The sequence below is a fragment of the Solidesulfovibrio aerotolerans genome (assembly GCF_009856865.1).
In the GTDB taxonomy this organism is placed as follows: Bacteria; Desulfobacterota; Desulfovibrionia; order Desulfovibrionales; family Desulfovibrionaceae; genus Solidesulfovibrio; species Solidesulfovibrio aerotolerans.
Genome location: NZ_WVUD01000011.1, coordinates 69,266 through 92,138 on the forward strand (window position 1 = coordinate 69,266; position 22,873 = coordinate 92,138).

Below are 22,873 nucleotides of genomic sequence, written 5' to 3' on the forward strand. Positions count from 1 at the left end.
TACTGCTCATAGTCGGAGGCCGTCGCGACGGGCCGCGGGTCAGGGCTTAGCTGGCGTCTGGTTTGCCGTCGCCCCGGTCTGATCGAGCTGGGCCGCGAATGCGGCCTGCGCCTGGGGGGCCATGGGAAAGCTGTGCTCCGGCCCGGGAAAGTCCGAACTCCTAACCGCCTCGACGTAGTCCGTCAATGCCGCTACGGCCTGTTCGCCAAGGGCGGCGAACTGTTTGACGAAACGCGGGCGCAGCCGGTCGTAGAGGCCAAGGACGTCGTGAAAGACCAGCACCTGACCGTCGCAGTCCGGTCCGGCACCGATGCCGATGGTGGGTACGGTGAGCGCCCGGGTCACGGCCGCTGCCACCGGGGCCGGGATGCACTCCAGCACGATGGCGAAGCAGCCGGCTTCGGCCAGGGCCTTTGCGTCGGCCAGTAATGCGACCGCCGCATCAGCGGTTTTGGACTGCACCTTAAAGCCGCCCAGGGCAGCCACATGCTGCGGTGTCAGCCCCACATGGCCGAGCACCGGGATGCCGGCGGCCGTCATGGCCCGGACCTGGGGCACCACGGCCTGCCCTCCTTCGAGCTTGACCGCGCCGGCCCGGCCTTCCTTTAAAAAACGCCCGGCATTGGCCACGGCCGTTTCGACAGAAACCTGATAGGACAAAAACGGCATGTCCGCCACCACCAGGGCGTTTTGGGAACCCCGGGCCACGGCCCGGACATGGTGGAGCATTTCGTCCATGGTCACGGACAGGGTGTCGTCGTGGCCCAAAACCACCATGGCCAGGGAGTCGCCCACGAGCAGCACCTCGATGCCGGCCGCTTCGGCCAGCCGGGCCGAGGTGAAATCATAGGCGGCCAGCATGGCGATTTTGCGCGTTCCCTTGGCAGCCGTCACGTCCGGGGCGGTCATTCTTGGCATGCTTGCCTCTCCTTGGTTCTTGCGCCGCAGCGCGTATTGGCCTATGTGCCACGGCCATGCAAGCCTGCATCACCGAGCGCCGGGCAAAGCGCATTGAAGAAGTCCTGGCCAGACGGCAGACCGATCTGACCCTGGTTGTAAACAACATTCATGATCCCCACAACGTGTCGGCCATTTTACGAAGCTGCGACGCGTTTGGCATTCACCGCGTCCATTTGCTCTATACCGACACGGCCTTTCCGGCCCTGGGCAAGAAATCGTCGGGGTCGGCCAAAAAGTGGGTGGAAACCGTGCGTCACCGGGATGCGGCCTCGTTGGCCGCCACGCTCAAAGCCCAGGGCTACGCCCTTTTGGCCACGAGCTTTTCCGAAACGGCAAAACCCCTGGCCCATTGGGATCTGACCGCCAAGACGGCGATCATCCTTGGCAATGAGCATCGGGGCGTGGATGAGAATCTGGCGCCCCACGTCGACGGGGCGTTGTATATCCCCATGATGGGCATGGTGCAAAGCCTCAATGTGTCGGTGGCCGCTGCAGTCATCCTTTATGAAGGCTTTCGCCAGCTTGACGCCGCCGGCCGCTATGGCACCCCGAGCCTGCCTCCCGAGGAACTGGCCCGGCTGGGCAAGCTCTGGTCCAGCAAATAGCCCGGCCGGGGTGCCTTTCGTTGCGGTCCGGCCCAGGCCCCGCCGCGTGCCTGCGGGCCCGGCCGGGGTGGGCGCGTTTCATTTAAGCGGCCGCGATTTTTGCGCGCATGGCGGTGAGCACATCGTCCAGGGTCGTTTCCACGCCGGCCAGGGCCGCCGTAGCCCTGCCCGGGTCGCCCGCCCGGGAAGCCCGCTCCAGGTCGTGGCAGGCCTCGCGCAGGGCCGGGGCGCACATGGTGGCCGAGGCACCCTTGAGGGAGTGGGCCAAAAAGGCCAGACGGGCCAGATCCGGTGCCGCAAGGGCCTCGCGCATGGCAGCCAGCGTACCCGGTTGTTCGGCCACGAAGGCCCCGAACAGCTTGACCAGAAAGCCGGTGTTGCCCCGGGCCTTGCCCAGCAGTTCCGCCCAGTCCAGCACGACCCCGGTCGTGACCGGGGCCGCCGGCGCGGCCGTGCCGTCTTTTGCCGGTGCGTCCATGACCCGGCCAAGGGCTGCGGCCAGATCGCCCGGGCTCACGGGTTTGCTCAGATATTCGTCCATGCCGGCCCGCAGAAACGTTTCGCGATCGCCTTTGAGCGCGTGGGCGGTCAGGGCCACGATGGGGATGGCCGGATCGAAATCGCCGGAGTCGTCGGACCGGATGGCCCGGGTGGCCTCCAGGCCGTCCATCTCCGGCATCTGGATGTCCATGAGGATGGCGTCGAAACGCTTTTTGCGCAGCGCTTCCAGGGCGCGCCGTCCGGTGTGGGCCACCACCACCTCATGGCCGTCCATCTCCAGCAGTTCCTGCACGTAAATCTGATTGATGGGATTATCCTCGGCCAAAAGGATGGTCAGGGGCCGCAGGCTGGACGGTTCCTGGACCACCTCCGGGGCCACGGCGTCTTTGAAGGACTCGGGCAGGGCGCACTCGATTTCAAAGGTAAAGGCGCTGCCTGTGCCTTCGACGCTGTCAACGCCGTACGTCCCGCCCATCATGCCCACGAGATGGCGCACGATGGCCAGCCCCAGGCCCGCGCCCTGGTAGCGTCTGGCCGGGGAGACATCGGCCTGGGTGAAACTGTCGAAAATGGCCTGGATTTTATCGGCCGGGATGCCGATGCCGGTGTCGCGCACCTCGAAACGCAGCCGCAGCTGGGAGGCAGCTTGGCCCTGGCCGGTGCGGGCGATGACCAGGACCACGCTGCCGGCGTCGGTGAATTTGACGGCGTTGCCGACCAGATTCACCAGCACCTGCCGCAGCCGGCTGGCGTCGCCCAAAAGGGTCTGGGGCACGGCACCCACAAACCGAAAGGTCAGGGAGACGCCTTTTTTGGCCGCCAGGGGCTTGAAAACGCTGATGACTTCCTCGGCCGTGGCCCGCAGGTCAAAGGGCAGTCTGGCCAGCTCCAGCACGCCGACTTCAATGCGGGCATAATCCACGATATCATTAAGGACTGTCAGCAGCGACTGGGCCGAATGTCGGGCCATTTCCAGGTATTCCCGTTGCTTGGGCGCAAGCTCCGTGGCCAGGGTCAACTCGGTCATGCCCAGGATGCCGATCATGGGCGTGCGGATTTCGTGGGTGATGTTGGCCAGGAAGTGGTTTTTGGCCCGCTCGCCGGCCTGGGCCGCTTCCCGGGCGGCGGCGAGCTGGTTCTCGGCGGTGGCAAGGGCGGTTACGTCGCGCAGCAGCACCCGGGTCAGGGGCAGATCGGGCTGGGGCACGGCTTCCCAACGCAGGCTGACCAGACGGTCGCTTGCTGGCAGGCGCAGTCTGCGCCCAGGCTGGCCGTCCAGGCGAATCCCCAGGGGCAGGCCGGTGAGCTGGCTGGCCGGGAGCCCGAAAAACGGGCCGGCCTCGGGGGTGGCGTGGACAATGATGCCGTTATTATCCACGAGGAGCCAGCCGTCGCCGGTGAGGACTCCCAGGGCGTCGGTTTCGCGGATCAGGCCTTCGAGCATGGCGGCGGTACCCCTTGTGCTACATGCCAGGGTACGAAGCCTGGCGATTTTGGCGGCCCCCCAAAAAAACCGGGGGAGGACCATCTTCGATGTCCTTGTAGGCTCCCTGAGCCTGTTCGCCAACCCCTTTGCGGCGTTGGGCGCGAAGCGAAATGCCGTCTCGGGCCATGGGGCCATTTGTCCATGGTTGGTCATGCCGGGCGCATTTTGTCAAGGCGTGGCCGCCTGGACCGGGACTGGGGTGTCGCTTGGGGCGGCGCTGCGCAGCCGGCAAAAAAACGGGCCGCAGTCCGGCTGGGGACTGCGGCCCGTTGCAGCGAGGACGCATCACGGGGGCACTTAGATAGTGTAAAGCTTATCCCCGGGAATGATGGTGATGTTGTTTTTCTGCAAAAGCTCGATGGCCTGATCGGTGCGGTCAAAACGGAAGATAATGACGGCTGAGCGTTCGCACTGGTGGACGAAAGCATACATGTATTCCACGTTGACGCCGCCAGCGTTGAGCAGATTTAAAATGGCGTGCAGGCCGCCGGGCTTATCCGACACTTCCACGGCCACCACGGCGTTTCGGCCCACGGTGAAGCCGCTGTCCTTGAGCGCCTTTTTGGCTTTTTCATGATCGCTGACAATAAGGCGCAGGATGCCGAAGTCCGAGGTGTCGGCCAACGACAGGGCGCGGATGCTGATGCCGGCCTCGGCCAGGACGCGGGTCACTTCTTCCAGGCGACCGGTTCGGTTTTCCAGAAAAATGGAAATTTGTTCGGCTTTCATGGCGTTTCCCTCCGCAAGTCGGGTGTTTGGCCGTTATTCGTTTCGCAGGTCCAGGATACGCTTGGCCTTGCCTTCGGAGCGCTGGATGGCCCTTGGTTCCACGAGCTTGACCTGGGCGGTGACACCCAGGAATTCCTTGATGTTCTTTTGGATCTTGCCTTCCAGGCGCTGGAGGTTTTTGATCTCGTCGGAGAAAAGTTTTTCATCCACTTCCACCTGGACCGTCAGCGTGTCCAGATTGCCGTCGCGGCGAACGACCAACTGGTAGTGCGGCGTCAACCCCTCGGTTTCGAGCAGGATGCTCTCGATCTGGGACGGGAAGACGTTGACCCCCCGGATGATGAGCATATCGTCGCTGCGGCCGTGGACGCGCTGCATGCGGGCAAAGGTGCGGCCGCATTTGCACGGCGTATAGACCAGACGCGTGATGTCGCGGGTGCGGTAGCGGATGACCGGCTGGGCTTCCTTGGTCAGGGTGGTGATGACCAGTTCGCCGGCCTCGCCCGGGGCCACCGGTTCCTTGGTCACCGGGTCGATGACCTCGCACAGGAAATGGTCTTCCATGAGGTGGGCACCGGCCTGGGCCTCGGCGCATTCGATGCCGACCCCCGGTCCCATGACTTCGGACAGACCATAAATATCGATGGCCTTGATGCCCATTTTGGTCTCGATGTCCCGGCGCATCTCGTCAGTCCAGGGCTCGGCCCCGAAAACACCCACCCGAAGCGGCAGTTCCTTGAAATCGATGCCGGCTTCCAGCGCCGTCTCGTAGAGCACCAGACTGTAGGAGGGGGTGCAACACAAAACCGTGGCCCCGAAGTCCTTGAGCAGCATGGCCTGACGCCGGGTGCCGCCGCCGGAAACCGGAACGGTGATGGCACCCAGTTCCTCGGCCCCGTAGTGTGCCCCAAGGCCGCCGGTAAACAGGCCATAGCCGTAGGCCACATGGATGATGTCACGGCGGGTGGCCCCGGCAGCGGCAAAGCAGCGGGCCACCAGCCGGCCCCAGATGTTGATGTCGCGCTGGGTGTAGCCCACAACCGTGGCCCGGCCGGTGGTGCCGGAGGAGGCGTGGACGCGCACCACATTGTCCTTGGGCACGGCGAAAAGGCCAAAGGGGTAATGGTTGCGCAGATCCTGCTTCTCGGTAAAAGGCAGATAGCGCAGATCGGCCAGACTTTTGATGTCGGCCGGCTTGATGCCGGCCTCGTCAAAGGCGCGGCGATAAAAGGCCACGTTGGCGTAGACCCGTTCGCACTGCGTTTGCAGGCGTTTGAGTTGCAAGGCTTCGAGTTCTTCCCTGGGCAGGGTTTCGATGTCCATATCGAAAATCATGGGATTCCTCCAAATGACGTCATGGGCGCATCCAAAAGGGATTCCTGCCGAAAGCACCAGGCGGCGTCAAGAGCGTGTCGGGAAAAAGGCTGGTGGCGCATTTGCGCGACGCCGCCAAATCGCGTAGACAACCGACGTTGCCCGGGAACCGGGCGACAGGATACTTTTTTGGAGAGACAATGCCCGCAAAACCGACTGACGCCAATATTTCCCCCGCCCACAAGGCCACCCGGGTGGCCGCCTGGCTCCACGAGAAAAAAGCCAAAGACATCAAAGCCGTAGACGTTACCGGCTTAAGCCCCATCTGCGAAGCCATGGTCATGGCTTCGGCCCAAAGCATCCGTCAGGCCCAGGCCCTGGCCGATCATGTCCTGGCCTGCTGCGGCGATCACGGCTTTTCCTACCTCGGTATGGAAGGCTACCGCACCGGCCAGTGGGTGCTGGTGGACTTAAACGACGTGGTGGTCAACATCTTCCAGGAAGACCAGCGGTCCTTTTACAATCTCGAAGGCCTGTGGTCCGAGGGCAAGCCCATTGCCTTGTCCCTGTCCAAACCGTCGGATGCGCCGAAAACCTCGGCGGAAGACGACGATGACGACGATATTGAAGAATCCGAAGATGCGCAAGGACCGACGAACCCAGCATGAAACCGACGCCGACCCTGCTCCTTATCCTGGACGGCTGGGGCCTGGCCCCGGCCGGTCCCGGCAATGCCGTGACCGAGGCTGCAACCCCGGCCCTGGACCGGCTTCTGGCCGAGTATCCGTCCACCACCCTGGCCTGTTCGGGCCGGGCCGTGGGGCTGCCTTCGGGCTTTATGGGTAATTCCGAGGTCGGCCACATGAATATCGGGGCCGGGCGCATCGTCTACCAGGACATGACCCGCATCGATATCGCTGTGGAAGACGGTTCCCTGGCTGCCAATGCGACCCTGGCCGAACTGGCCCGGGCTTCCCTGGCCGCTGGCGGGCGGGTGCATCTCATGGGCCTTGTTTCCGATGGCGGGGTGCACAGCCACATCACCCACGCCAAGGCCCTGGTTGCCGCCTTTGCCGCCCTGGGGCAGCGCGACATCCTGGTCCATGCCTTCCTCGACGGCCGCGACACCCCGCCCCAAAGCGGAGCCGGCTACGTGGCCGATCTTGACGCTGCGCTGACGGAAATCGGCGCGGGGCGTATCGCCTCGCTGACCGGGCGCTTCTACGCCATGGACCGCGACAACCGCTGGGAGCGGGTGGCTGCGGCCTACGCCGCCCTGACCGAAGGGACCGGCGAGTCCTTTACCGACCCTGTGGCCGCTGTCCGGGCCGCCTACGCCGCCGGGCAGACCGATGAGTTTGTCACGCCGCGGGTGTTGGCCGGGGGCGAGGGGATTCTCCGCGACGGCGACGCCGTGTTTTTCTTTAATTTCCGGGCCGACCGGGCGCGCGAGATCACCCGGGCGCTGACGGCGGCCGATTTCGACGGCTTTGTCCGGGGGCGCGTGCCCAGGCTGTCCGGCTTTGCCACCATGACCGAATACGACGGGTCGTTTCATTTGCCGGCGGCTTTTGCCCCGGTGTCCGTCACCGATGTCCTGGGCGAGGTCTATTCCCGCCAGGGGCTGACCCAGCTGCGTCTGGCCGAGACGGAAAAATACGCCCACGTCACCTATTTCTTTAACTGCGGCCGGGAAGAACCCTTCCCGGGCGAGGTTCGCCAGATGGTCCCGTCGCCGCGCGACGTGGCTACCTATGATTTAAAGCCCGAGATGAGTGCTGTGGCCGTCACCGACGCCTTTTTGGCCTCCATGGAGGCGGGGCACAGCCTGTCGGTGGTCAATCTGGCCAACTGCGACATGGTGGGGCACACCGGCATCCTGGCAGCGGCTGAAATCGCCGTGGCCACCGTGGACGCCTGCGTGGCCCGCATTGCCGAGGCGGTCCTGGCCGCCGGCTGGCGGCTGCTGGTCACGGCCGACCATGGCAACGCCGAGGAGATGATCGCCCCGGACGGCGGCCCCATGACCGCCCATACGCTCAACCCGGTGCGCCTGATCCTGGTCGATCCGGCCCGCAAGAACGCGCAATTGTCTCCGGGCAAGCTCGGCGACCTCGCCCCCACCATCCTGACCCTGGCCGGGCTGCCCGTGCCGGCGGCCATGACCGGCGCGTGTCTTGTCACGGAGCCAGCGGCATGAGCAACGAACAGCGCAAACCGCTCACCCCGGCCAAGCCCGTGGGCGTGGAATTGGTCTTTCTCTATCCCTGCCCGTTTTGTCGCCGCGAAGTGCCGGTGGTGGCTCCGGTCAAGCCGGCCATGATCGCCTGCGATGCCTGCCATGGCCGGTTTCCCATCGTGCCGGTGGACGACCGGTCGGTGCGCTTTGTCAAGCTCATGCTGGCCGGCGGCAAGGCGGCAGTGGACCCGGATTTCATCTAAGGCCCGCCCGCCATGCGCCCAAAGGCCGCACCGCTTCCGCCGTCACGGGATAAAACCGTGGCCCAGGCGCTGCTTGAAGCACTCACTGGCCTTGATGCTCCAGCCACGGCCCTGGAGCTCTCGGCCCTGGCCCGGGCCGGCGAAAAGGCAGTCCTTGCCGCCCTTATGCATCTGCAACGCTCCCTGCGCCGTTCCCAAACCCGTCTTCGCATCCAACCAGCCCGGTGCATCGGCTGCGGCCATGTGTTTGCCAAGCGCGACCGGCTGGGCAAACCCGGCAAGTGCCCGCTGTGCCGCAGCCTGCGCATCGATCCCCCGCGTTTTTCCATCCAATCGTCGCCGGAAGTGGACGCTGCCGCCGCTTTGCGGCACTATGCCCAAGTCGCAGTCGTCCCAGGAGGAACCCCCATGACCGTCAGTCCCCTCGCCGGCAGACCGGCCCCGCGTTCGCTACTCGTCAACGTGCCGCGTCTGGTTGCTGCTTACTATGCCGTCAAACCCGATCCGTCCGATCCGGGCTGTCGGGTATCGTTTGGCACTTCGGGGCATCGGGGAACGTCATTTGACGGCTCCTTTAACGAAGACCACATCCTGGCCACCACGCAGGCCATCTGCGATTACCGCAAGGGCAAAGCCATCACCGGGCCGCTCTATCTCGGCATGGACACCCACGCCCTGTCCGAGCCGGCCTGGATCACGGCCCTGGAAGTCCTGGCCGCCAACGGTGTGGCCACGCGCATCCAGGCCGGACGCGGCTATACGCCAACCCCCGTCATCTCCCACGCCATCCTGACCTTTAACCGCGACCATCCGGGCATCCTGGCTGACGGCATCGTCATAACGCCGTCACACAATCCCCCGGAGGACGGCGGCTTTAAGTACAATCCGCCGTCTGGCGGCCCGGCCGACACCGATATCACCAAAGCCGTTCAGGCCGCCGCCAACGCCTATCTGGAAAAGGGGCTGGCCGGCGTGCACCGCATCACCCTGGCCGCCGCCCTGGCCGCCGGTTGCGTCGAAGAATACGACTATATTGCCCCGTATGTGGCCGATCTGGCCAATATGGTCGATATGGCCGCCATCCGGGATTCCGGCATCCGCATCGGCGTTGATCCCCTGGGCGGCTCCGGCGTTGCCTACTGGGAACCGCTGGTGGCGCGCTATGGCCTCAACCTTTCGCTTATAAGCGATGTGGTGGACCCGACTTTTTCGTTTATGACCGTGGACCGGGACGGCAAAATCCGCATGGATTGCTCCTCGCCCTATGCCATGGCCCGGCTGATCGAACACCGCGATGCCTACGACATCGCTTTTGGCAACGACCCCGACTATGACCGCCACGGCATCGTCACCCGTTCGGCCGGCTTGCTCAATCCCAACAACTATCTGGCCGTGGCCATCAACTATCTCTTTGCCACCCGCTCCAAGTGGCGCGCCGACGCCGCTGTGGGCAAGACCGTGGTGTCCAGCGCCATGATCGACCGGGTGGCGGCCGGCCTTGGCCGGCGGTTGTGCGAGGTGCCGGTTGGGTTCAAGTGGTTCGTGCCGGGCCTTATCGACGGTTCCTTTGGCTTTGGCGGCGAGGAGAGTGCTGGCGCGTCGTATCTGCGCACCGACGGCACAGTCTGGACCACGGACAAGGACGGCATCATCATGGACCTGCTGGCGGCCGAGATCACGGCCAAGACCGGCAAAGATCCGGCCGCGCATTATGCCGAACTGACCACCCGCTACGGCGCGCCCATCTACGAGCGCATCGACGCCCCGGCCAGCAAGCCCCAAAAGGCGGCCCTGGCCAAACTCTCGCCCGAAATGGTCACGGCCACCACCCTGGCCGGCGAGGCCGTCACCGGGCTGCTCACCAACGCCCCAGGCAATGGCGCGGCCATCGGCGGGCTCAAGGTCACGACGGAAAACGGCTGGTTTGCCGCCCGGCCGTCAGGCACCGAGGACGTCTATAAAATCTACGCCGAAAGCTTCAAGGGCCGCGAGCACTTGCAGGCCTTGCAGGCCGAGGCCAAGGAAATCGTGGCCGACGCCTTCGCCGCCGCCGGCGTGTAGGCGCGAGAGAGAAGAAGGCAGAAGAGTGCCTCCGGCGGCCGGGGGCCTGAGGCCCCCGGACCCCCCATCGGGGGGAATATCCTCCCGGCCCCCCTGACCGAGGTGACGGGCGATGCCGCGAGCCGTTGCGGCTGGGCCGGGAAAGCGCATGGGCCTTGACGCCGGCGAGGTTTGCAGGCAACCAAAACCGGCCGCAAAGGAGTGGGGCCGTGGACGACGACAGCCTCTCCCCTGCCGCTTGGCGGTTGCTGCAGGCGCTGGCCGAACTGCCCGAGGCACCTTTCCCCGGGCGGATCATGCCGGGACAGGCGGCCACGAATCTGGGCTTTGGCCCGGCCCGGGCTTGCCGGCTTTTCCGTTGTTTGGTTCGCCTTGGCTATTACGAATACGACATTTCGGCCTATAGCGGCCGGCTGACTGCGGCCGGCCGCCGGGCCGCTGCAAGGAAGATCGATCCGTGAAACTCGCCCAACATTGCATGAGTGCTGTACCGCTGGCCGTTGCCGCCTACGCCGCCACCAGCGGCAGTCTGGCCGCTGCCTTTATGGCCGGGGCCTCAAGTGTCCTTATCGACTGCGACCATGTGCTCGATTATCTGCTGTGCAACAAGCGCTGGGGTGGCCTGCCCCATTTCTTCGCCATGTGTGATGAGGGCCGGCTGCCGCGCCTGTATCTGCTGCTGCATTCCTTTGAGCTGGTCATTTTTTTGTGGCTGCTGGTGGGCACGGGCGTGGCCGCAGCCTGGGGCGTAGGCCTGACCATCGGCGTCACCGGGCATATGCTCATGGACTGGGTGGGCAACCGCCATCTCGTCAAGCAGTCGTTTTACTGGCTGTGGTATCGGGCCGCAAACCGCTTCGACGGCAACGAACTTTATCTGACGCCGCCAGATCCGCTGCACGCAGTCGCCAACGAGGCCGGGCGGGCCTAAGCCAAGCACACGGTCCGGTCTTTTCTCTCTTGCCAGCAACGACCATTTCGCATTGTTTTGAAACGCGTTCCTCGTGTCGCGCCCCCACGGCGGAGCGTTCCCGGGGAAAAACACTGTGCGCCGTGCCCAGCCTGCCAGGGCCGCACCGCCAAGCAGCGACCGGACGCCGCCCGGGTCAGCGCTTGGCCCGGCGCACGGCTTGGCACTGGGATTTGGCCGGAGCAAAGACGGCGATGCGGGCGTCCGGGTCGAGCGTCAGGCCCATGGCCTCGATGAGATAGTCCCGGGGCGACTCGGACAGCGGACCGAGGGCAACGGTGCGCTCCAGGTGAAACAGTTCGCCCCAGTTGGTGGCGTAGAGCGTGTCCACGCTGACCGTGCCGCGCTCCTCGCGCGGGGCAAGCATGTTGACGACGAGCAAGGCAGCGGTCACCCGTTCGCCGGACAGACCCCAGGAGAGCGGCGGATTAAAGGTCTGCCAGACCGGAAACACGTCGCAAACAGCCTGCATAAGGCCCGCGATATCCGGCAGGGTCAGCGGTGCCGGCAGGGTCGTCGCCTGCAGGTGCAGGCCTTTTCGGTAGAGGGCATTGGCCACAAGCCAGGCCGCCAGCCGCACCACCGACCCTTCCTGGCGCAGCGTCTCCCGCTTGCGGGTCTTGCGATCCCCGCCAGGAGCCGGTTCGCCCCGGCACAGATAGGTCATCTCCCGGCCTTCCCCTTTCTCCACCCCGATTTCCAGCGAACCGAACAGATGCCGTCCCGGCCGCAGAAACGGCAGGCGCATGACCTTGCCGACCCGCTGGCCAAAACTCGCCCCGATGCGCCGCGACAGCATGGTCTGGTCGCGCTCGGTCAGCCCCCCCCCGCTGGCCAACTCGGCGCTGCGGTTTTTGAGGCGTTCGTAAGCCTTTAAGAAATAGCTGGAGATGGCGTCGCAAAGGGCCATGGCCTGGGCAAAGCCGTCCTCGTCGGTCTGCCCGGCCTTTTTGGGCGGCGGCGGGCAGGAGCCAAAGGATGGCGGGGCGTAGGGGAAAAAATGGTCGAGGATGGTCTCCCCGGTGGGGCTGGCGTATTCGTTGCCGGGGTCAAAGCCGGTTTTCTGCAAAAAAGCCTGACGCAGTAGTTCCACCGCGCCTTTTTGTCCCAGTTCCTGGTAGTGGCGGCTGACTTCCTGGAACAAGAGGGCATAGGGATCGCACCGCCACAGCCCGCCCTGGTTGGCGCAGACAAAGGTTTTGAGCGTCTCGCACAACAATTCGGGATTGCCCGGGTGGGCGGCATATTTTTCCAAAAGGCCGAATTTGATGATGGATTTAAACGGGCTGGTCAGCGATTTGACGATCATCCACAAGGAGGCTCCGAAGAATTCGTCGCCAGCGATGGCGCGCACACAGCCGAAATCCAGGCTGTCGGCGGCAACGTCTGCGGCACTGCGGCCCATAACGGCCAAAGCCTTGGCATAGGCCTCCTGGCCGATGTCCGGCGCGACGCACCACCAGGCCGGTTTTTTGCCGGCGATGACCAGGGCCGTGCGGTAGAATTCCTCCTTGAGCAGGCAGCCCTGGGCCGAGCCGTAGCCTTCGTCCTCGGAATAGCCGAAAATGTTGTTGTGGATGTCGGCCACGCTCATGCGAAAAAAATGAATCTCCAGCCCGTAGTCCCGGTCGGCCTGCCGGCTGATGGCGTCGAGTTTGTCCTGGAAAGCGGGCAGATCCGGCCGGTCGGCATCAGACTGGGCCACAACGACCCAGACGTCGAGGTCGGAATCGTCGGACTGGGCCACAGTGCCGACGCTGCCGATGGTGTAGACCGCTTCCACGGCGATGGCGTCCGGGGAAGCGGCCTGGGCCTGGACTGCCTGCTGGCCGAAATGCGTGGCCAGCAGGCGCGCGGCGGTCAGCGTGGGATGGTAGCCGGCGATGCGGGCGGCCGGGGCCGGCCGCAGGCCGGTTTCGTCGCGCACGGCCCCGGCTGCGATCAGTCCCGGCAGCATTTCCAGGAACCCGGCCCCGGTCTCGCCGAGCCGGCGTCTGGCCCAGGCCAGACGCCGCTTGTTGTTGGCCAAAAGGGACAGGCGGCGGCGGCGGATGTCGCGGCCTGAGAGCATTGCATCGCAGATTCCGGCCAGCAAGCGCAGCCCGGTGCTGTCGGTCAGCTCCGCCGGCAGTGGCGGGCCGCAGCCGGCCGCGTCGAGCAGGGCCAGGCTTTCGTCCTTGGCCATGGCCCCGAGGATGTCCGGCTCATCGGTTGGTCCTGCAAAGCGCGAACCCGCGAAATAGCAGCCTTCGGTGCGAACGCCGGCGAGGTCGGCCCGGGGGAAAACCGCCATTTCAAACAGGCAGTCGGAAAAAAGCACTCCCTGGCAGGAAAAATCGTGCAACACGGCCCGCACCAGACTGACGGCCCGAAAACGGCAACGGGTCATTGTCAGGTTGGACAGGGCGGCGCTGAAAAAATCGCACTCCAGGGCGTCCACGCCGGTCATGGCAACCGTGCGTCCGGCCAGATTGCCAAAGGCGCACAGGCGCAGATCGCAGTCCTCAAACCGGACCTGCTCCCAGACTGCTTCGGTAAAGCGGCAGTTTTGGAAGCGGCAGCGGCGAAAGACAACGCCGTCCATCCGGGCGCGCTCGAACTGCACGTCGGTAAACTGCACGCCGTCAAAGGTCGTCCCGGTAAAGGTGGCCTGGACAAAGCTGACCGCCTTTAAAACACTGCGCGTAAACGCGACGGCCGCCACAGGCACCCCGTCAAAATTGGTCCACAGGATTTGCCGGTTGTGAAAGACGCCGCCTGCTTCGCGCATCTCTCGGCGCAGCGTGTCGGATACCTCGCCGGGCTGGCTGCCGGGTTGGCTGGAGACCATGGTTTTGACCCGGTTCCATAAGCCTTTGGAGGTCTCTGGCGAAGCGGCGGGGCCGGGCAGGGGCGCGCGTTTGGGAAAGGGCCGGGAGGCCGCCCGGGAGCGGTTGGCCAGATCGGTGGCCAGGGCTTGGCCGAGGCTGGCCGGAACCAGTCCGGCCTTGGCCAGGGTCCGGGCGGCGTCCTGGGCGGCCTCGGGCAGGGCGGCGGCCAGGACGGCGTAGACCGCGACCAGGACGGCCCGCCTGGGTTCAGGCGGCAGGCCGCGCAGGGCCTGGCCAAAGGCGGCCAGCGACATGCCGGCCAGGGCCGGGGCCAGTTCGGCAATGCGGCCGGGCGCTGCTGCGGCCAGGGCGGCCACGGCGGTTGCCGCCCGGGACTCGTCGCAACGGACCAGGACGGCCAGGGCGGCGGCGGTCAGAGACGGTTCCGTGGCCCCGAGCAGGGCCTGGGCCGGCTCGGCCGCCACTGTCGGATCGATGCCGGGGGTTTCGGCCAAGGCCCGGCAGATGATTTCGGCCGAGACCTCATCCACGAGGCCCAGGCGGGCGGCCAGTTTTTCCACCAGCCCCGGTTCGCGCAGCCGGCCGGCCACCCGGGCCATGTACCGGCTCTGCTCGGCCGAAAGATCCATCTGGAGGAGTTGGGTCAGCCACCGGCCAAGGCGCCCCCGAATCAGGGCGTTTCGCAGCGGCAGGGCCGGGTATTCGTGGCGGTTGGCCAGCAGATCCAGCAGAATGAGCAGTTCGTCCGGGGTGCGTTCCACCACAGCGGCCACGACATCCAGGCAAAATGCGGCGGTTTTGGGGCGCTCGGCCCGGGGACGGCGAAAAAAGGCATTGGCAAAAAGAAGTTTTTCCTCGTCGCCAAGGCCGGCCAGCAAGGCCAGGGCCTGCTCCTCGGGCATGTTGCCCAGATGGGTCACAGCCAACACCTCGCCTTCGACGCCCAGGCGAAAGAGCAGGGGGAAGGCCTGGCGGGAAAAACTCTCATCCCCGGCCTCAAGCAGGGCGACCAGCAGATAGGCCAGTTCGGACGCCTGGGCCGCCGTGACCGGATCGTCGGCCGCCCCCCGGTCGATAAAGGCCAGAGCCTGGCGGGCCAGGGGCAGCAGCGGGGTGATGTCGGAACTGGGCGGCAGGGAAAGCCCGGAGCGCAGCGTGCGCATGAGGGCCTGGGCCGGCGAGGCCGGCCGGTTCATGGGCAACCCCGCAACGCAGGCGTTTGGCGGTCAGGACCGGGGCGCGGCGTCCACATAGTAGGAAACCTGCTTGCCGGGATTGAGGTATTGCAGCACGTCCGGGAGGAGGTCGTCAGGACGCATGGCTTTGGTCACGGTCAATTCGGTTTCAATGGTCAGGTCGATAATCAGCGCCTCGCGCCTGGGGATGTCCGGGTGATGGACCTTGACGCTGGGGCGCAGGGAGTCGCGCATATTGGCCGAGACGACCATGCCCTGCATGCCGTTGGACAGCTCCACCAGCGACCCGGGCGGATAGACGCCGAGCTTGCGGATAAACAGGGTCACGGCCTTGGGGTCGAGCGGGCCGCGTCGTTTGTACAGCGCCTTCATGGCTTCGTGGGGCGTGCGCAGGGGGCTGCCGTCCTTGGCGTTTAAAAAACGGTCGTAGACGTTGGCCACGGCCGCGATGCGCGCGCCAAGGGCCACGGCATCGCCCCTAAATTTGCCTGGGAAGCCTGTGCCGTCGAGCAGTTCGTGGTGCTGCAGGACCAGCATCTGGGCCGCAGGGGGGAACCCCGGAACGGCGGCCAGCATCTTGGCCCCGATCTTGGGGTGCTCCATGTAGTATTCCTTGAGCACCTTGCTCATGGTCACCATGTTGCCCTTGGAAAAACGCTGGATGGGAACGCGCCCCTTGCCCACGTCGTGGAAAAGCGACCCTGTGCCCACTTCCTCGATCTCGGCCTTGGCTAGTCCCATTTCCTTGGCCAGCATCATGGACAGCACGGCCACGTTTAGGGCGTGGTAGTGCTTGGCCTCATCCCGCATCTTGGCGGTCATGACATTGATAAGGACATCGAGATCGGACAGAAACATCTCGGCCATGGGGCCGACCACTTCGCCGGCCGCTTCCAACACCTCGGCGTTGGGGGAGCTGACCTTTTTGAGCGCCTCCATGACCTTGTCCATGGCTTTTTCGTAGCGGCGTTCGCAGACGGCAAAGCGTTCGATGCGGTCCTTGTTGCGTTCAATCGTCTCGCGTTTGAGGCTGGAGAGTTCGGCCGAAACCGGGGTGCGGGCCGAGGCCCAGGGGCCTTTTTGCCGCTTTCCGGCCTGGCCTTCGAGTTCTTCCAGAGAAATGGGCAGCCGGGCGGACTTATCCGGCACGCAATAGACATGGGGCAGGCCCAGGGCCATGATTTTGGCCACATCGGCGTCGTTGCGCACGACAAAGCCCTTGGCCGGGAAGGGGTGGGACAGGCCGGGGGCGTCAATGCGGATAAAAAGCCCCGGACACAACTGTTCCACCAAAATGGGATATTCGTCTATCTGCATGACCTTCCCTGAAACTGCGGGTGCCGTTTTGTTTCTCCCGCGCCCGTCGGGTGCGCGGGGCGGGCCTCTGGCTGCCGGCAAACACGGCCTGTTTCCCGTTTCACCGGGCGCGCCGGTCGCCGCGACGGCATTCAATCTTATACGCGCCTGGAAAAAAAACTGTCAACACGCGTGGTTTGCCTGCTTTTCGGGGGAGCTTGCCGAAACCCCCCGGAGATGGGTATGAAACACCAATACCCATCTGCAAGCCATGCCAGAGCCACCCACACTCCATACCCGGCCCGTTTTCGGCCAAAAGCCCGTCAAGGGTGTTTTCTCTATTGACTCAAAGCACTTGCTTGGTATTGGAGGTGTTTCGCAAGCCAGCCAGCGCATCTTTTTTTATGCCGAGCAACTCGACGCCGCCGGCCGGGTGGCGCTCCAGCGCCTGAGCCGCAATTTCATCCCGTCCGGGACCAAGCGGTTTATTACCCGGGAGATCCTGCTCACCCAATATCAGCCAGAACCGTCGGTCTATCTCAACAAGGTTGTGCCGGTCATGCGCCGGATGGAAGAAGCCGTCCAGACAGCCGACAACCATCGCCAGCGCCAGGAGCTTTTTGCCGCCGAATTCGAATACAACGCCATTTTGCGGCTGGACGAGGAACACGTCAAGGCGGCCTTCGGTCTGGGGCTGACCTATCTGGAGCGCCAGGAACAACATAATGCCGATGCGGTATTTCACAAGATCATGCGCATCGAGGCGGCATTTTTACCGGAACACAAGCATCTGTTTAACGAATTCGGCATCCAGATGCGCAAGCTTGGCATGTACGACGAGGCCATGCGCTATTACAGCCGGGCCTACCGGTTGTGCCGTACCGACGAGCATCTGCTCTACAACATCGCCCGGACCCTGTACGAAAAAGGCCGGCTCAAAAGCTCCCGGGCCATGCTCAACCAGGCCCTGCGGCTCAATGCCGCCTTTCCCGAGGCCAAGGCCTTTCTGGCCTATCTTGATTCCCGGGAGCGGGGCGAGGCCGCGGCCGAACCGCCACTGAGCGCGCTGCCGCCTGGGGACAAGCCCCCCGGAGTGCTGGACACTGACGCCGAACCCGGTGCCTAGTGTCGCGTTTGTCTGTAAAGACAATGGCCCATGGGATCATCTCCCTCCCGGCCGCCGGCATCCTTTTCCCTTATGCGCCTTTTTTATAGCTGGCCGTCACCGTAATCGTGATGCCGCCCCGGGCTGCAAAAGCGCCAACGACTTCCATCTCCAGGGGCGAGCAGGCCTCCACCAGATCATCAAGGATGCGATTGGTCACCGTCTCCATAAACGTCCCCTCTTCGCGATAGCTGAACAGATAGAGCTTGAGCGACTTGGATTCGATGCACAGCGCATCCGGCACGTAGCGGATGGTGATGGTGCCAAAATCGGGCTGGCCGGTCTTGGGGCACAGGCTGGTGAACTCGTTGCTGGATAAAACGACCGTGTAGGTGCGGTCCGGGAAGGCATTGTGGAAGGTTTCCAGCAGTTCGGGCGTGGCGGTGCGGGGATAAATCGTGGCACCCTGGCCGAGGCTGCGAAGGGTGCTGGTGTCGTCTCTGGGAACCGGGTGCGACATGGGGGAAGTCTCCTTGACGGCCGGGGGCGGCCGTGGTTGTCTTGACAGATGCGTCCCGCCTCCATACGCTTCCGGGCCTCGATGTTCAATGACCAGGGAGATGCCCCATGCCGCCGCAATATAGCATAGCCGTTTCCGGTTCCTTTAGCGCCGCCCATTGCCTGCCCGGCCATCCCGGCCCCTGCGCCGCCATGCACGGCCACAATTTCGAGGTCACGGCCAAGCTGTGCGCCACGCAGCTTGTTGACGGCATGGTGGCTGATTTCGCCGACGTGCGCGCCGCCATGGACGAGGCCTTTACCGGCCTGGACCACGCCTGCTTAAACGACCATCCCGAACTGAGCCCGCCCACGGCCGAGGTCATTGCCGCCTGGCTTTTCGGCCGGCTGCAGGCGCGCCTGGGGAGCGACCGGGTGCGCGTGGCCAAGGTCACGGTGGTGGAAAGCAAAGGGCTGTCCGCCTCCTACCGCGACGACTAGTGTCGTGTCCTCGAAAAGAGGATAGAGTATTTCGTTGGTAACACATTAAAATCATGCATTTTTCTTGAAAAATACTATCGTATTTTTTTAGGGACGCGACGACTGATGCTCAAGGTCCACGAGATATTTGCCAGCATCCAGGGCGAATCGAGCTTTGCCGGCTGGCCGTGCGCCTTTTTGCGCCTGTCCGGCTGCAATCTGACGTGCTCCTGGTGCGATACGCGCCATGCCGGTGAGTCTTTTGCCGCCATGCCCGTGGCCGATGCGGTTGCGGCGCTGCTCGCCCTGGGCCTGCCCCTGGTCGAACTTACCGGTGGGGAGCCGCTTTTGGCCCCCGAGACGCCGCAACTTGTGGCCGCCCTGGCCGACGCCGGCCGCACCGTCCTGGTCGAGACCAACGGCAGCCTGGACATTCGCGTCCTCGATCCCCGGGCCGTGGCCGTCATGGACGTCAAATGCCCGGGCAGCGGCATGGAGGGGCGCAACGACTACGCCAATCTGGACCGCCTGCGGCCGCGCGACGAGGTCAAGTTCGTCCTGACCGGCCGGGGCGATTACGAATTTGCCCGGGAGATTGCGGCCCGGGTCTGGGACCGGGCCATGGTCCATTTTTCGCCTGTGCCCGGCCGGTTCGAGGCCGCCGAACTGGCGGCCTGGATGGTGGCCGACGGCGTGCGCGCCCGGCTTTCGCTGCAACTGCACAAATACATCTGGAGCCCCGACGCCCGGGGCGTGTGAGGGAGCGGTGATGCCCGCAGACAATTTGAAAAAAGCCGTGGTCCTCTTTTCCGGGGGCCTGGATTCCACCACCTGTCTGGCCGTGGCCCGCGACCAGGGTTTTTTGCCCTGTGCGCTCAGTTTTGCCTATGGCCAGCGCCACATCGTCGAAATCGAGGCAGCCAGGCGGGTGGCCAAGGCCATGCAGGTCCAGGCCCATCTCATCCTGCCCCTGCCCCTGGGGGCCATCGGCGGCTCGGCCCTGACCGCCGACATCGACGTGCCCAAGGACCGCGATGTGGCCACCATGGAGGCCGAGATACCCGTCACCTACGTGCCGGCCCGCAACACCATTTTTCTGTCCATGGCCCTGGGCTGGGCCGAGGTGCTGGGGGCCAGCGACATCTTTATCGGGGTCAATGCCCTGGACTATTCCGGCTATCCCGACTGCCGGCCGGAATTTGTGGCCGCTTTTGAGGCCATGGCCAATCTGGCCGTCAAGGAGGCGGTGGAAGGGCGACTGCATATCCGCATCCACACGCCGCTTCTGGCCCTGTCCAAGGCTGAGATCGTGCGGCTGGGCACACGCCTTGGCGTGGACTACGGCCTGACCCATTCCTGCTACGATCCCGATCCCGCCGGTCTGGCCTGTGGGCGCTGCGACAGTTGCCTGCTGCGCCAGAAAGGCTTCGAGGAAGCCGGCGTGGTCGATCCGACGCGCTATCGGCCAAGCCTTTAAAAAGCTGCCGCTGCACCCCGATAGCAGTCCCCAACGCCGACCGCCTGGACGCTGCCGGTCAGCCGGGCCACGTGCCGGCCGCAGACGCCGGGCCAGCCCCCATCCCATGTCGTTTCCACTCCGCCCGCTGCCCTGTCCGATAAATACAAAAAAGCCGGCCTCCGTTTGGAGACCGGCTTTTTCTAGGGTATGGGCCGGATTCAATCGGCCGTTGGGACCAAGAGCTCGGGGCGGACGTATTCGGAAATGTTGTTGCCATAGTGCAGATACAGCCCGGGAACCCCGGCCAGGGGCGTCCAATAACCGTCCACGAACCCACCGAGGCTTTCGGCATAGGACCCGGCGCGCCGGGCTTTGCCCTCGGACAGGGCGGCGTTGGCCTGGCAGTGCTTGCAGACGCTTTCTCGTCCGGCCAGACTGAAACACTTGGCTCCCGCAGGGATGCCCAGCTCCTTGCCGGTGGTATTGACTGCAACAATTTCGCGGTTGGCCCGCACCAGCATGACCGGACCGGGGTGGAGATCCCACATAAGGTGGAAGGCGTCGAGAATTTGCGGGGTAACGAGTGTTTGTTCCATGATGCGTCTCCTTTCGCGGCGTCGGTTGCGACCGCCACCGGACCATGCCAAAAGGACCGCGTCCCGGCGTCTCCAGGGCGCAACAGATTGTAACAGACTGTTGCAATCCGACTGACACATTTCGTTACAATCCGTTGCGCCCCGGAAATGCCGGGACGCGTCCATCGGGGTAGACTTGGACGCAGGGTCGCCCGGCGCTGGTGCCGTGATCGCCCGGGGTTCACAAGTCCGGCCGAGGGCCTTAGAATCGGTTCCAACCTCGACCGCCTCCGGCCAGCCGGCCGGCCAGGAGGAGACGCCATGGGCGCAAAACGCATTCTGGTCATTGAAGACGACAGGCGGCTGCAAGACCTCCTGCACCAGTATCTGGGCACCTTCGGCTACGAGGTCAAAACTGTCGGCCACGCCCAGGAGGGGCTCAACCTCCTGGAGGCTTTTGCCCCGGCCCTGATCATCCTTGACCTCATGCTGCCCGACATCGACGGCTTCGAGGCCTGCCGGGAAATCCGTCGGCGCGGGGCCACGCCGATCATCATGCTGACCGCCCGGGTCGATGTGGCCGACCGGGTGGCCGGCCTGGAAATCGGGGCTGATGATTATGTGTCCAAGCCCTTTGAACCGCGCGAACTCGTGGCCCGCATCCAGGCAGTGCTGCGCCGGGGCGAAGGTGCTTTGACCCAACCGGCCGAGGCGGTGTTGTCCTTTGGCCGGCTGCGGGTGGACACGGCCGCTCGGGAGGCTTTTCTCGATGGAGTGCCCCTGGGCCTGACCACTTCGGAATTTGAGGCCCTGTCCCTGCTGGCCCGCAACGCCGGCCGGGTGCTCGACCGTGACGCTTTGCTGCGCGCCTTGCGCGGGCTGGAAAGCGATGTCTATAACCGCTCCATTGACATTGCCATGAGCCGGCTGCGCCAAAAGCTTGGCGACGACGCCAAGGCCCCGGCCTTTATCAAGACCGTGCGCGGCGCGGGCTATGTCTTTATTGCCAAGGCCGACGCACATGCTTGATTTCCTCCGTCGCCAGTTCCGCTCGATTTTTACCAGGCTGGCCCTGGTCATGCTCGGCATGGTGCTGGTCATCAACTGCGGCACGTGGTTTCTCTACATCCATTTTCACAGCCGGGCCGACACCGCCGACAGCCGGCATATGGCCCGCTACGCCCGGTTTCTGGCCGAGGCCGTGGGCAATCCGCCGGATCGGGCCAAAGCCGAGGCCCTGACGGCAGAGCTGCCCCTTCGCGTCACGGTTGCCGGGCCGCAGGCCTGGAGCGTTGGGCAGGGCGGGGTCTTTCCCGAGGCCTCTCTCACCCTGCGTCCCCTGGGCGACGGCGTCCAAGGCGGACTGGTCCATGGCCATCGGCGGATGGTGGTGGCCGGCCCGGATGGGGCCAAGCTTACCTTTGACGTGTTCCCCACCGCAGCCGAGCTGGCCGCTTTTCGCCAGTTTGCCGTCCTGTCCCTGGTCCTGACCTGGGTGGCAGTGCTGGCCGGTTACGGCCTGATGCGCTGGCTGTTGCGACCGGTTCGCTGGCTGTCGGCGGCAGCGGCAGCGGTGCGCGACGGCGATCTCAACTACCGGGCACCCGAGACCTGCGGCGGGGAGTTGTTGGAACTTGGCCGGACGTTTAATGAGATGACCCTGGCTCTTCGCACCACGCTTTGCGCCCAGAAGCGGTTGCTGCTGGACGTGAGCCATGAGTTGCGAACGCCCATTACCCGCCTCAAACTCGCCCTGGAGCTGTTGCCGGACCGGGAACGGGCCGAGGCCATGGCCGAGGATGTGGGCGAGATGGAAACCATGGTGGTCTCGCTGCTCGAATCGGCCCGGTTGCGCCATCAGGCCGGTGCCGTGCACCCGGCCCCGATGGATGTCCGGGAACTGGCCGTTGCCGTGGCCGCCCGCTACGCCGACTGCCGGCCCGGGCTGGTGCTGACCGTGCCCGAGGCCCCGGTCGCGGTCGTGGCCGACGCTGAAAAACTGGCCACTGTGCTGGGAAATCTTTTAGACAATGCCTGCAAGTACGCCCGCCCGGGCGACGCCGCAGTGGCCTTGACCCTGAGCGCCCCAGACGAGCGCATCGTGCTGGTGGTGGCTGACCACGGCCCGGGTGTTCCGGCCGAAGCCTTGCCGCATATATTCGAGCCGTTTTACCGGGTGGACGCCTCGCGGACCCGTGACACCGGCGGCTTTGGCCTGGGGCTGAGCCTGTGTCAGGCCATCGTGCGCGCCCATGGCGGGCGAATCGCGGCCGCTGCCGTTGCCGGGGGCGGGCTGGCGGTGACGGTGGAGATTCCCCGCCCGCCCGCGGGGCCAGTGTGCTGAGAGGGCGCGATCAACCGCCCC

At 64.8% G+C, this 22,873-nt stretch carries 21 protein-coding genes; 13 read left to right on the forward strand and 8 right to left on the reverse strand.

Annotation, left to right across the window (positions count from 1 at the left end; translation table 11 throughout):
• Positions 1-39 precede the first annotated feature (39 nt).
• On the reverse strand, positions 40-918 hold the full coding sequence (gene panB, locus GTA51_RS08480; RefSeq protein ID WP_160960269.1) for a 3-methyl-2-oxobutanoate hydroxymethyltransferase: 879 nt from the start codon (positions 916-918) through the stop codon (positions 40-42).
• Between the two features lie 56 nt (positions 919-974).
• Here panB and GTA51_RS08485 point away from each other — a divergent pair, with 56 nt between their 5' ends.
• The gene (locus GTA51_RS08485) at positions 975-1,565 is read left to right on the forward strand and encodes a TrmH family RNA methyltransferase (protein ID WP_160960271.1); all 591 of its coding nucleotides are present in this window, start codon (positions 975-977) and stop codon (positions 1,563-1,565) included.
• 82 nt (positions 1,566-1,647) lie between these two features.
• Here GTA51_RS08485 and GTA51_RS08490 read toward each other — a convergent pair whose 3' ends face one another.
• The 3 genes from GTA51_RS08490 to GTA51_RS08500 all read right to left on the reverse strand — a co-directional run bounded on the left by GTA51_RS08490 (position 1,648) and on the right by GTA51_RS08500 (position 5,616).
• Positions 1,648-3,510, reverse strand: a complete 1,863-nt coding sequence (locus GTA51_RS08490) for a response regulator (RefSeq protein ID WP_160960272.1) — start codon at positions 3,508-3,510, stop codon at positions 1,648-1,650.
• A 339-nt stretch (positions 3,511-3,849) separates the two neighbouring features.
• Entirely contained in the window at positions 3,850-4,281 is a 432-nt protein-coding gene (locus tag GTA51_RS08495; protein ID WP_160960274.1) for an ACT domain-containing protein, read from the reverse strand.
• Between the two features lie 33 nt (positions 4,282-4,314).
• Positions 4,315-5,616, reverse strand: a complete 1,302-nt coding sequence (locus tag GTA51_RS08500; RefSeq protein ID WP_160960275.1) for a phenylacetate--CoA ligase family protein — start codon at positions 5,614-5,616, stop codon at positions 4,315-4,317.
• 179 nt (positions 5,617-5,795) lie between these two features.
• On the opposite strand from GTA51_RS08500, the gene rsfS reads away from it, so the two are divergent.
• The 6 genes from rsfS (at position 5,796) to GTA51_RS08530 (ending at position 11,029) form a co-directional block, all read left to right on the forward strand.
• Positions 5,796-6,263 (forward strand): ribosome silencing factor, encoded by a 468-nt coding sequence (gene rsfS / locus GTA51_RS08505; protein ID WP_160960277.1) that lies wholly within the window; start codon positions 5,796-5,798, stop codon positions 6,261-6,263.
• The gene (gene gpmI, locus GTA51_RS08510; RefSeq protein ID WP_160960279.1) at positions 6,260-7,795 is read left to right on the forward strand and encodes a 2,3-bisphosphoglycerate-independent phosphoglycerate mutase; all 1,536 of its coding nucleotides are present in this window, start codon (positions 6,260-6,262) and stop codon (positions 7,793-7,795) included. The genes rsfS and gpmI overlap by 4 nt, the downstream gene beginning before the upstream one ends.
• Positions 7,792-8,037, forward strand: coding sequence for a hypothetical protein (locus GTA51_RS08515; protein ID WP_160960280.1), 246 nt, complete (start codon positions 7,792-7,794; stop codon positions 8,035-8,037). The genes gpmI and GTA51_RS08515 overlap by 4 nt, the downstream gene beginning before the upstream one ends.
• Before the next feature lie 408 nt (positions 8,038-8,445).
• The gene (gene pgm / locus GTA51_RS08520) at positions 8,446-10,098 is read left to right on the forward strand and encodes a phosphoglucomutase (alpha-D-glucose-1,6-bisphosphate-dependent) (protein WP_160960312.1); all 1,653 of its coding nucleotides are present in this window, start codon (positions 8,446-8,448) and stop codon (positions 10,096-10,098) included.
• 209 nt (positions 10,099-10,307) lie between these two features.
• On the forward strand, positions 10,308-10,559 hold the full coding sequence (locus GTA51_RS08525) for a hypothetical protein (RefSeq protein WP_160960282.1): 252 nt from the start codon (positions 10,308-10,310) through the stop codon (positions 10,557-10,559).
• Complete coding sequence (locus GTA51_RS08530) at positions 10,556-11,029, forward strand: hypothetical protein (RefSeq protein WP_160960283.1); 474 nt, start codon at positions 10,556-10,558, stop codon at positions 11,027-11,029. The genes GTA51_RS08525 and GTA51_RS08530 overlap by 4 nt, the downstream gene beginning before the upstream one ends.
• Before the next feature lie 175 nt (positions 11,030-11,204).
• Here GTA51_RS08530 and GTA51_RS08535 read toward each other — a convergent pair whose 3' ends face one another.
• On the reverse strand, positions 11,205-15,095 hold the full coding sequence (locus tag GTA51_RS08535) for a class I adenylate cyclase domain-containing protein (protein WP_160960285.1): 3,891 nt from the start codon (positions 15,093-15,095) through the stop codon (positions 11,205-11,207).
• A gap of 30 nt (positions 15,096-15,125) precedes the next feature.
• Positions 15,126-16,412, reverse strand: a complete 1,287-nt coding sequence (locus tag GTA51_RS08540; protein WP_160960286.1) for an HD-GYP domain-containing protein — start codon at positions 16,410-16,412, stop codon at positions 15,126-15,128.
• 250 nt (positions 16,413-16,662) lie between these two features.
• Here GTA51_RS08540 and GTA51_RS08545 point away from each other — a divergent pair, with 250 nt between their 5' ends.
• A complete protein-coding gene (locus GTA51_RS08545) occupies positions 16,663-17,517 on the forward strand; it encodes a tetratricopeptide repeat protein (protein WP_160960288.1) in 855 nt (284 codons plus the stop codon).
• Between the two features lie 70 nt (positions 17,518-17,587).
• On the opposite strand, the gene queF is transcribed toward GTA51_RS08545, so the two are convergent.
• Positions 17,588-18,016 (reverse strand): preQ(1) synthase, encoded by a 429-nt coding sequence (gene queF / locus GTA51_RS08550; RefSeq protein WP_160960289.1) that lies wholly within the window; start codon positions 18,014-18,016, stop codon positions 17,588-17,590.
• 107 nt (positions 18,017-18,123) lie between these two features.
• Between queF and GTA51_RS08555 the strand changes: the two genes are divergently transcribed.
• The 3 genes from GTA51_RS08555 to queC all read left to right on the forward strand — a co-directional run bounded on the left by GTA51_RS08555 (position 18,124) and on the right by queC (position 19,951).
• Positions 18,124-18,495, forward strand: a complete 372-nt coding sequence (locus GTA51_RS08555; protein WP_160960291.1) for a 6-pyruvoyl trahydropterin synthase family protein — start codon at positions 18,124-18,126, stop codon at positions 18,493-18,495.
• Between the two features lie 105 nt (positions 18,496-18,600).
• On the forward strand, positions 18,601-19,233 hold the full coding sequence (locus GTA51_RS08560; protein WP_160960292.1) for a 7-carboxy-7-deazaguanine synthase QueE: 633 nt from the start codon (positions 18,601-18,603) through the stop codon (positions 19,231-19,233).
• Between the two features lie 10 nt (positions 19,234-19,243).
• Positions 19,244-19,951: a 7-cyano-7-deazaguanine synthase QueC gene (gene queC / locus GTA51_RS08565; RefSeq protein ID WP_160960294.1), complete on the forward strand. Its 708-nt coding sequence runs from the start codon at positions 19,244-19,246 to the stop codon at positions 19,949-19,951.
• Positions 19,952-20,151: 200 nt separating this feature from the next.
• Here the strand turns inward: queC and GTA51_RS08570 are convergent, their stop codons facing one another.
• On the reverse strand, positions 20,152-20,529 hold the full coding sequence (locus GTA51_RS08570) for a hypothetical protein (RefSeq protein ID WP_160960295.1): 378 nt from the start codon (positions 20,527-20,529) through the stop codon (positions 20,152-20,154).
• A gap of 300 nt (positions 20,530-20,829) precedes the next feature.
• Between GTA51_RS08570 and GTA51_RS08575 the strand changes: the two genes are divergently transcribed.
• A complete protein-coding gene (locus GTA51_RS08575; protein ID WP_160960297.1) occupies positions 20,830-21,537 on the forward strand; it encodes a response regulator in 708 nt (235 codons plus the stop codon).
• A complete protein-coding gene (locus GTA51_RS08580) occupies positions 21,530-22,852 on the forward strand; it encodes a sensor histidine kinase (RefSeq protein WP_160960298.1) in 1,323 nt (440 codons plus the stop codon). The genes GTA51_RS08575 and GTA51_RS08580 overlap by 8 nt, the downstream gene beginning before the upstream one ends.
• The last annotated feature ends 21 nt before the right edge of the window (positions 22,853-22,873 follow it).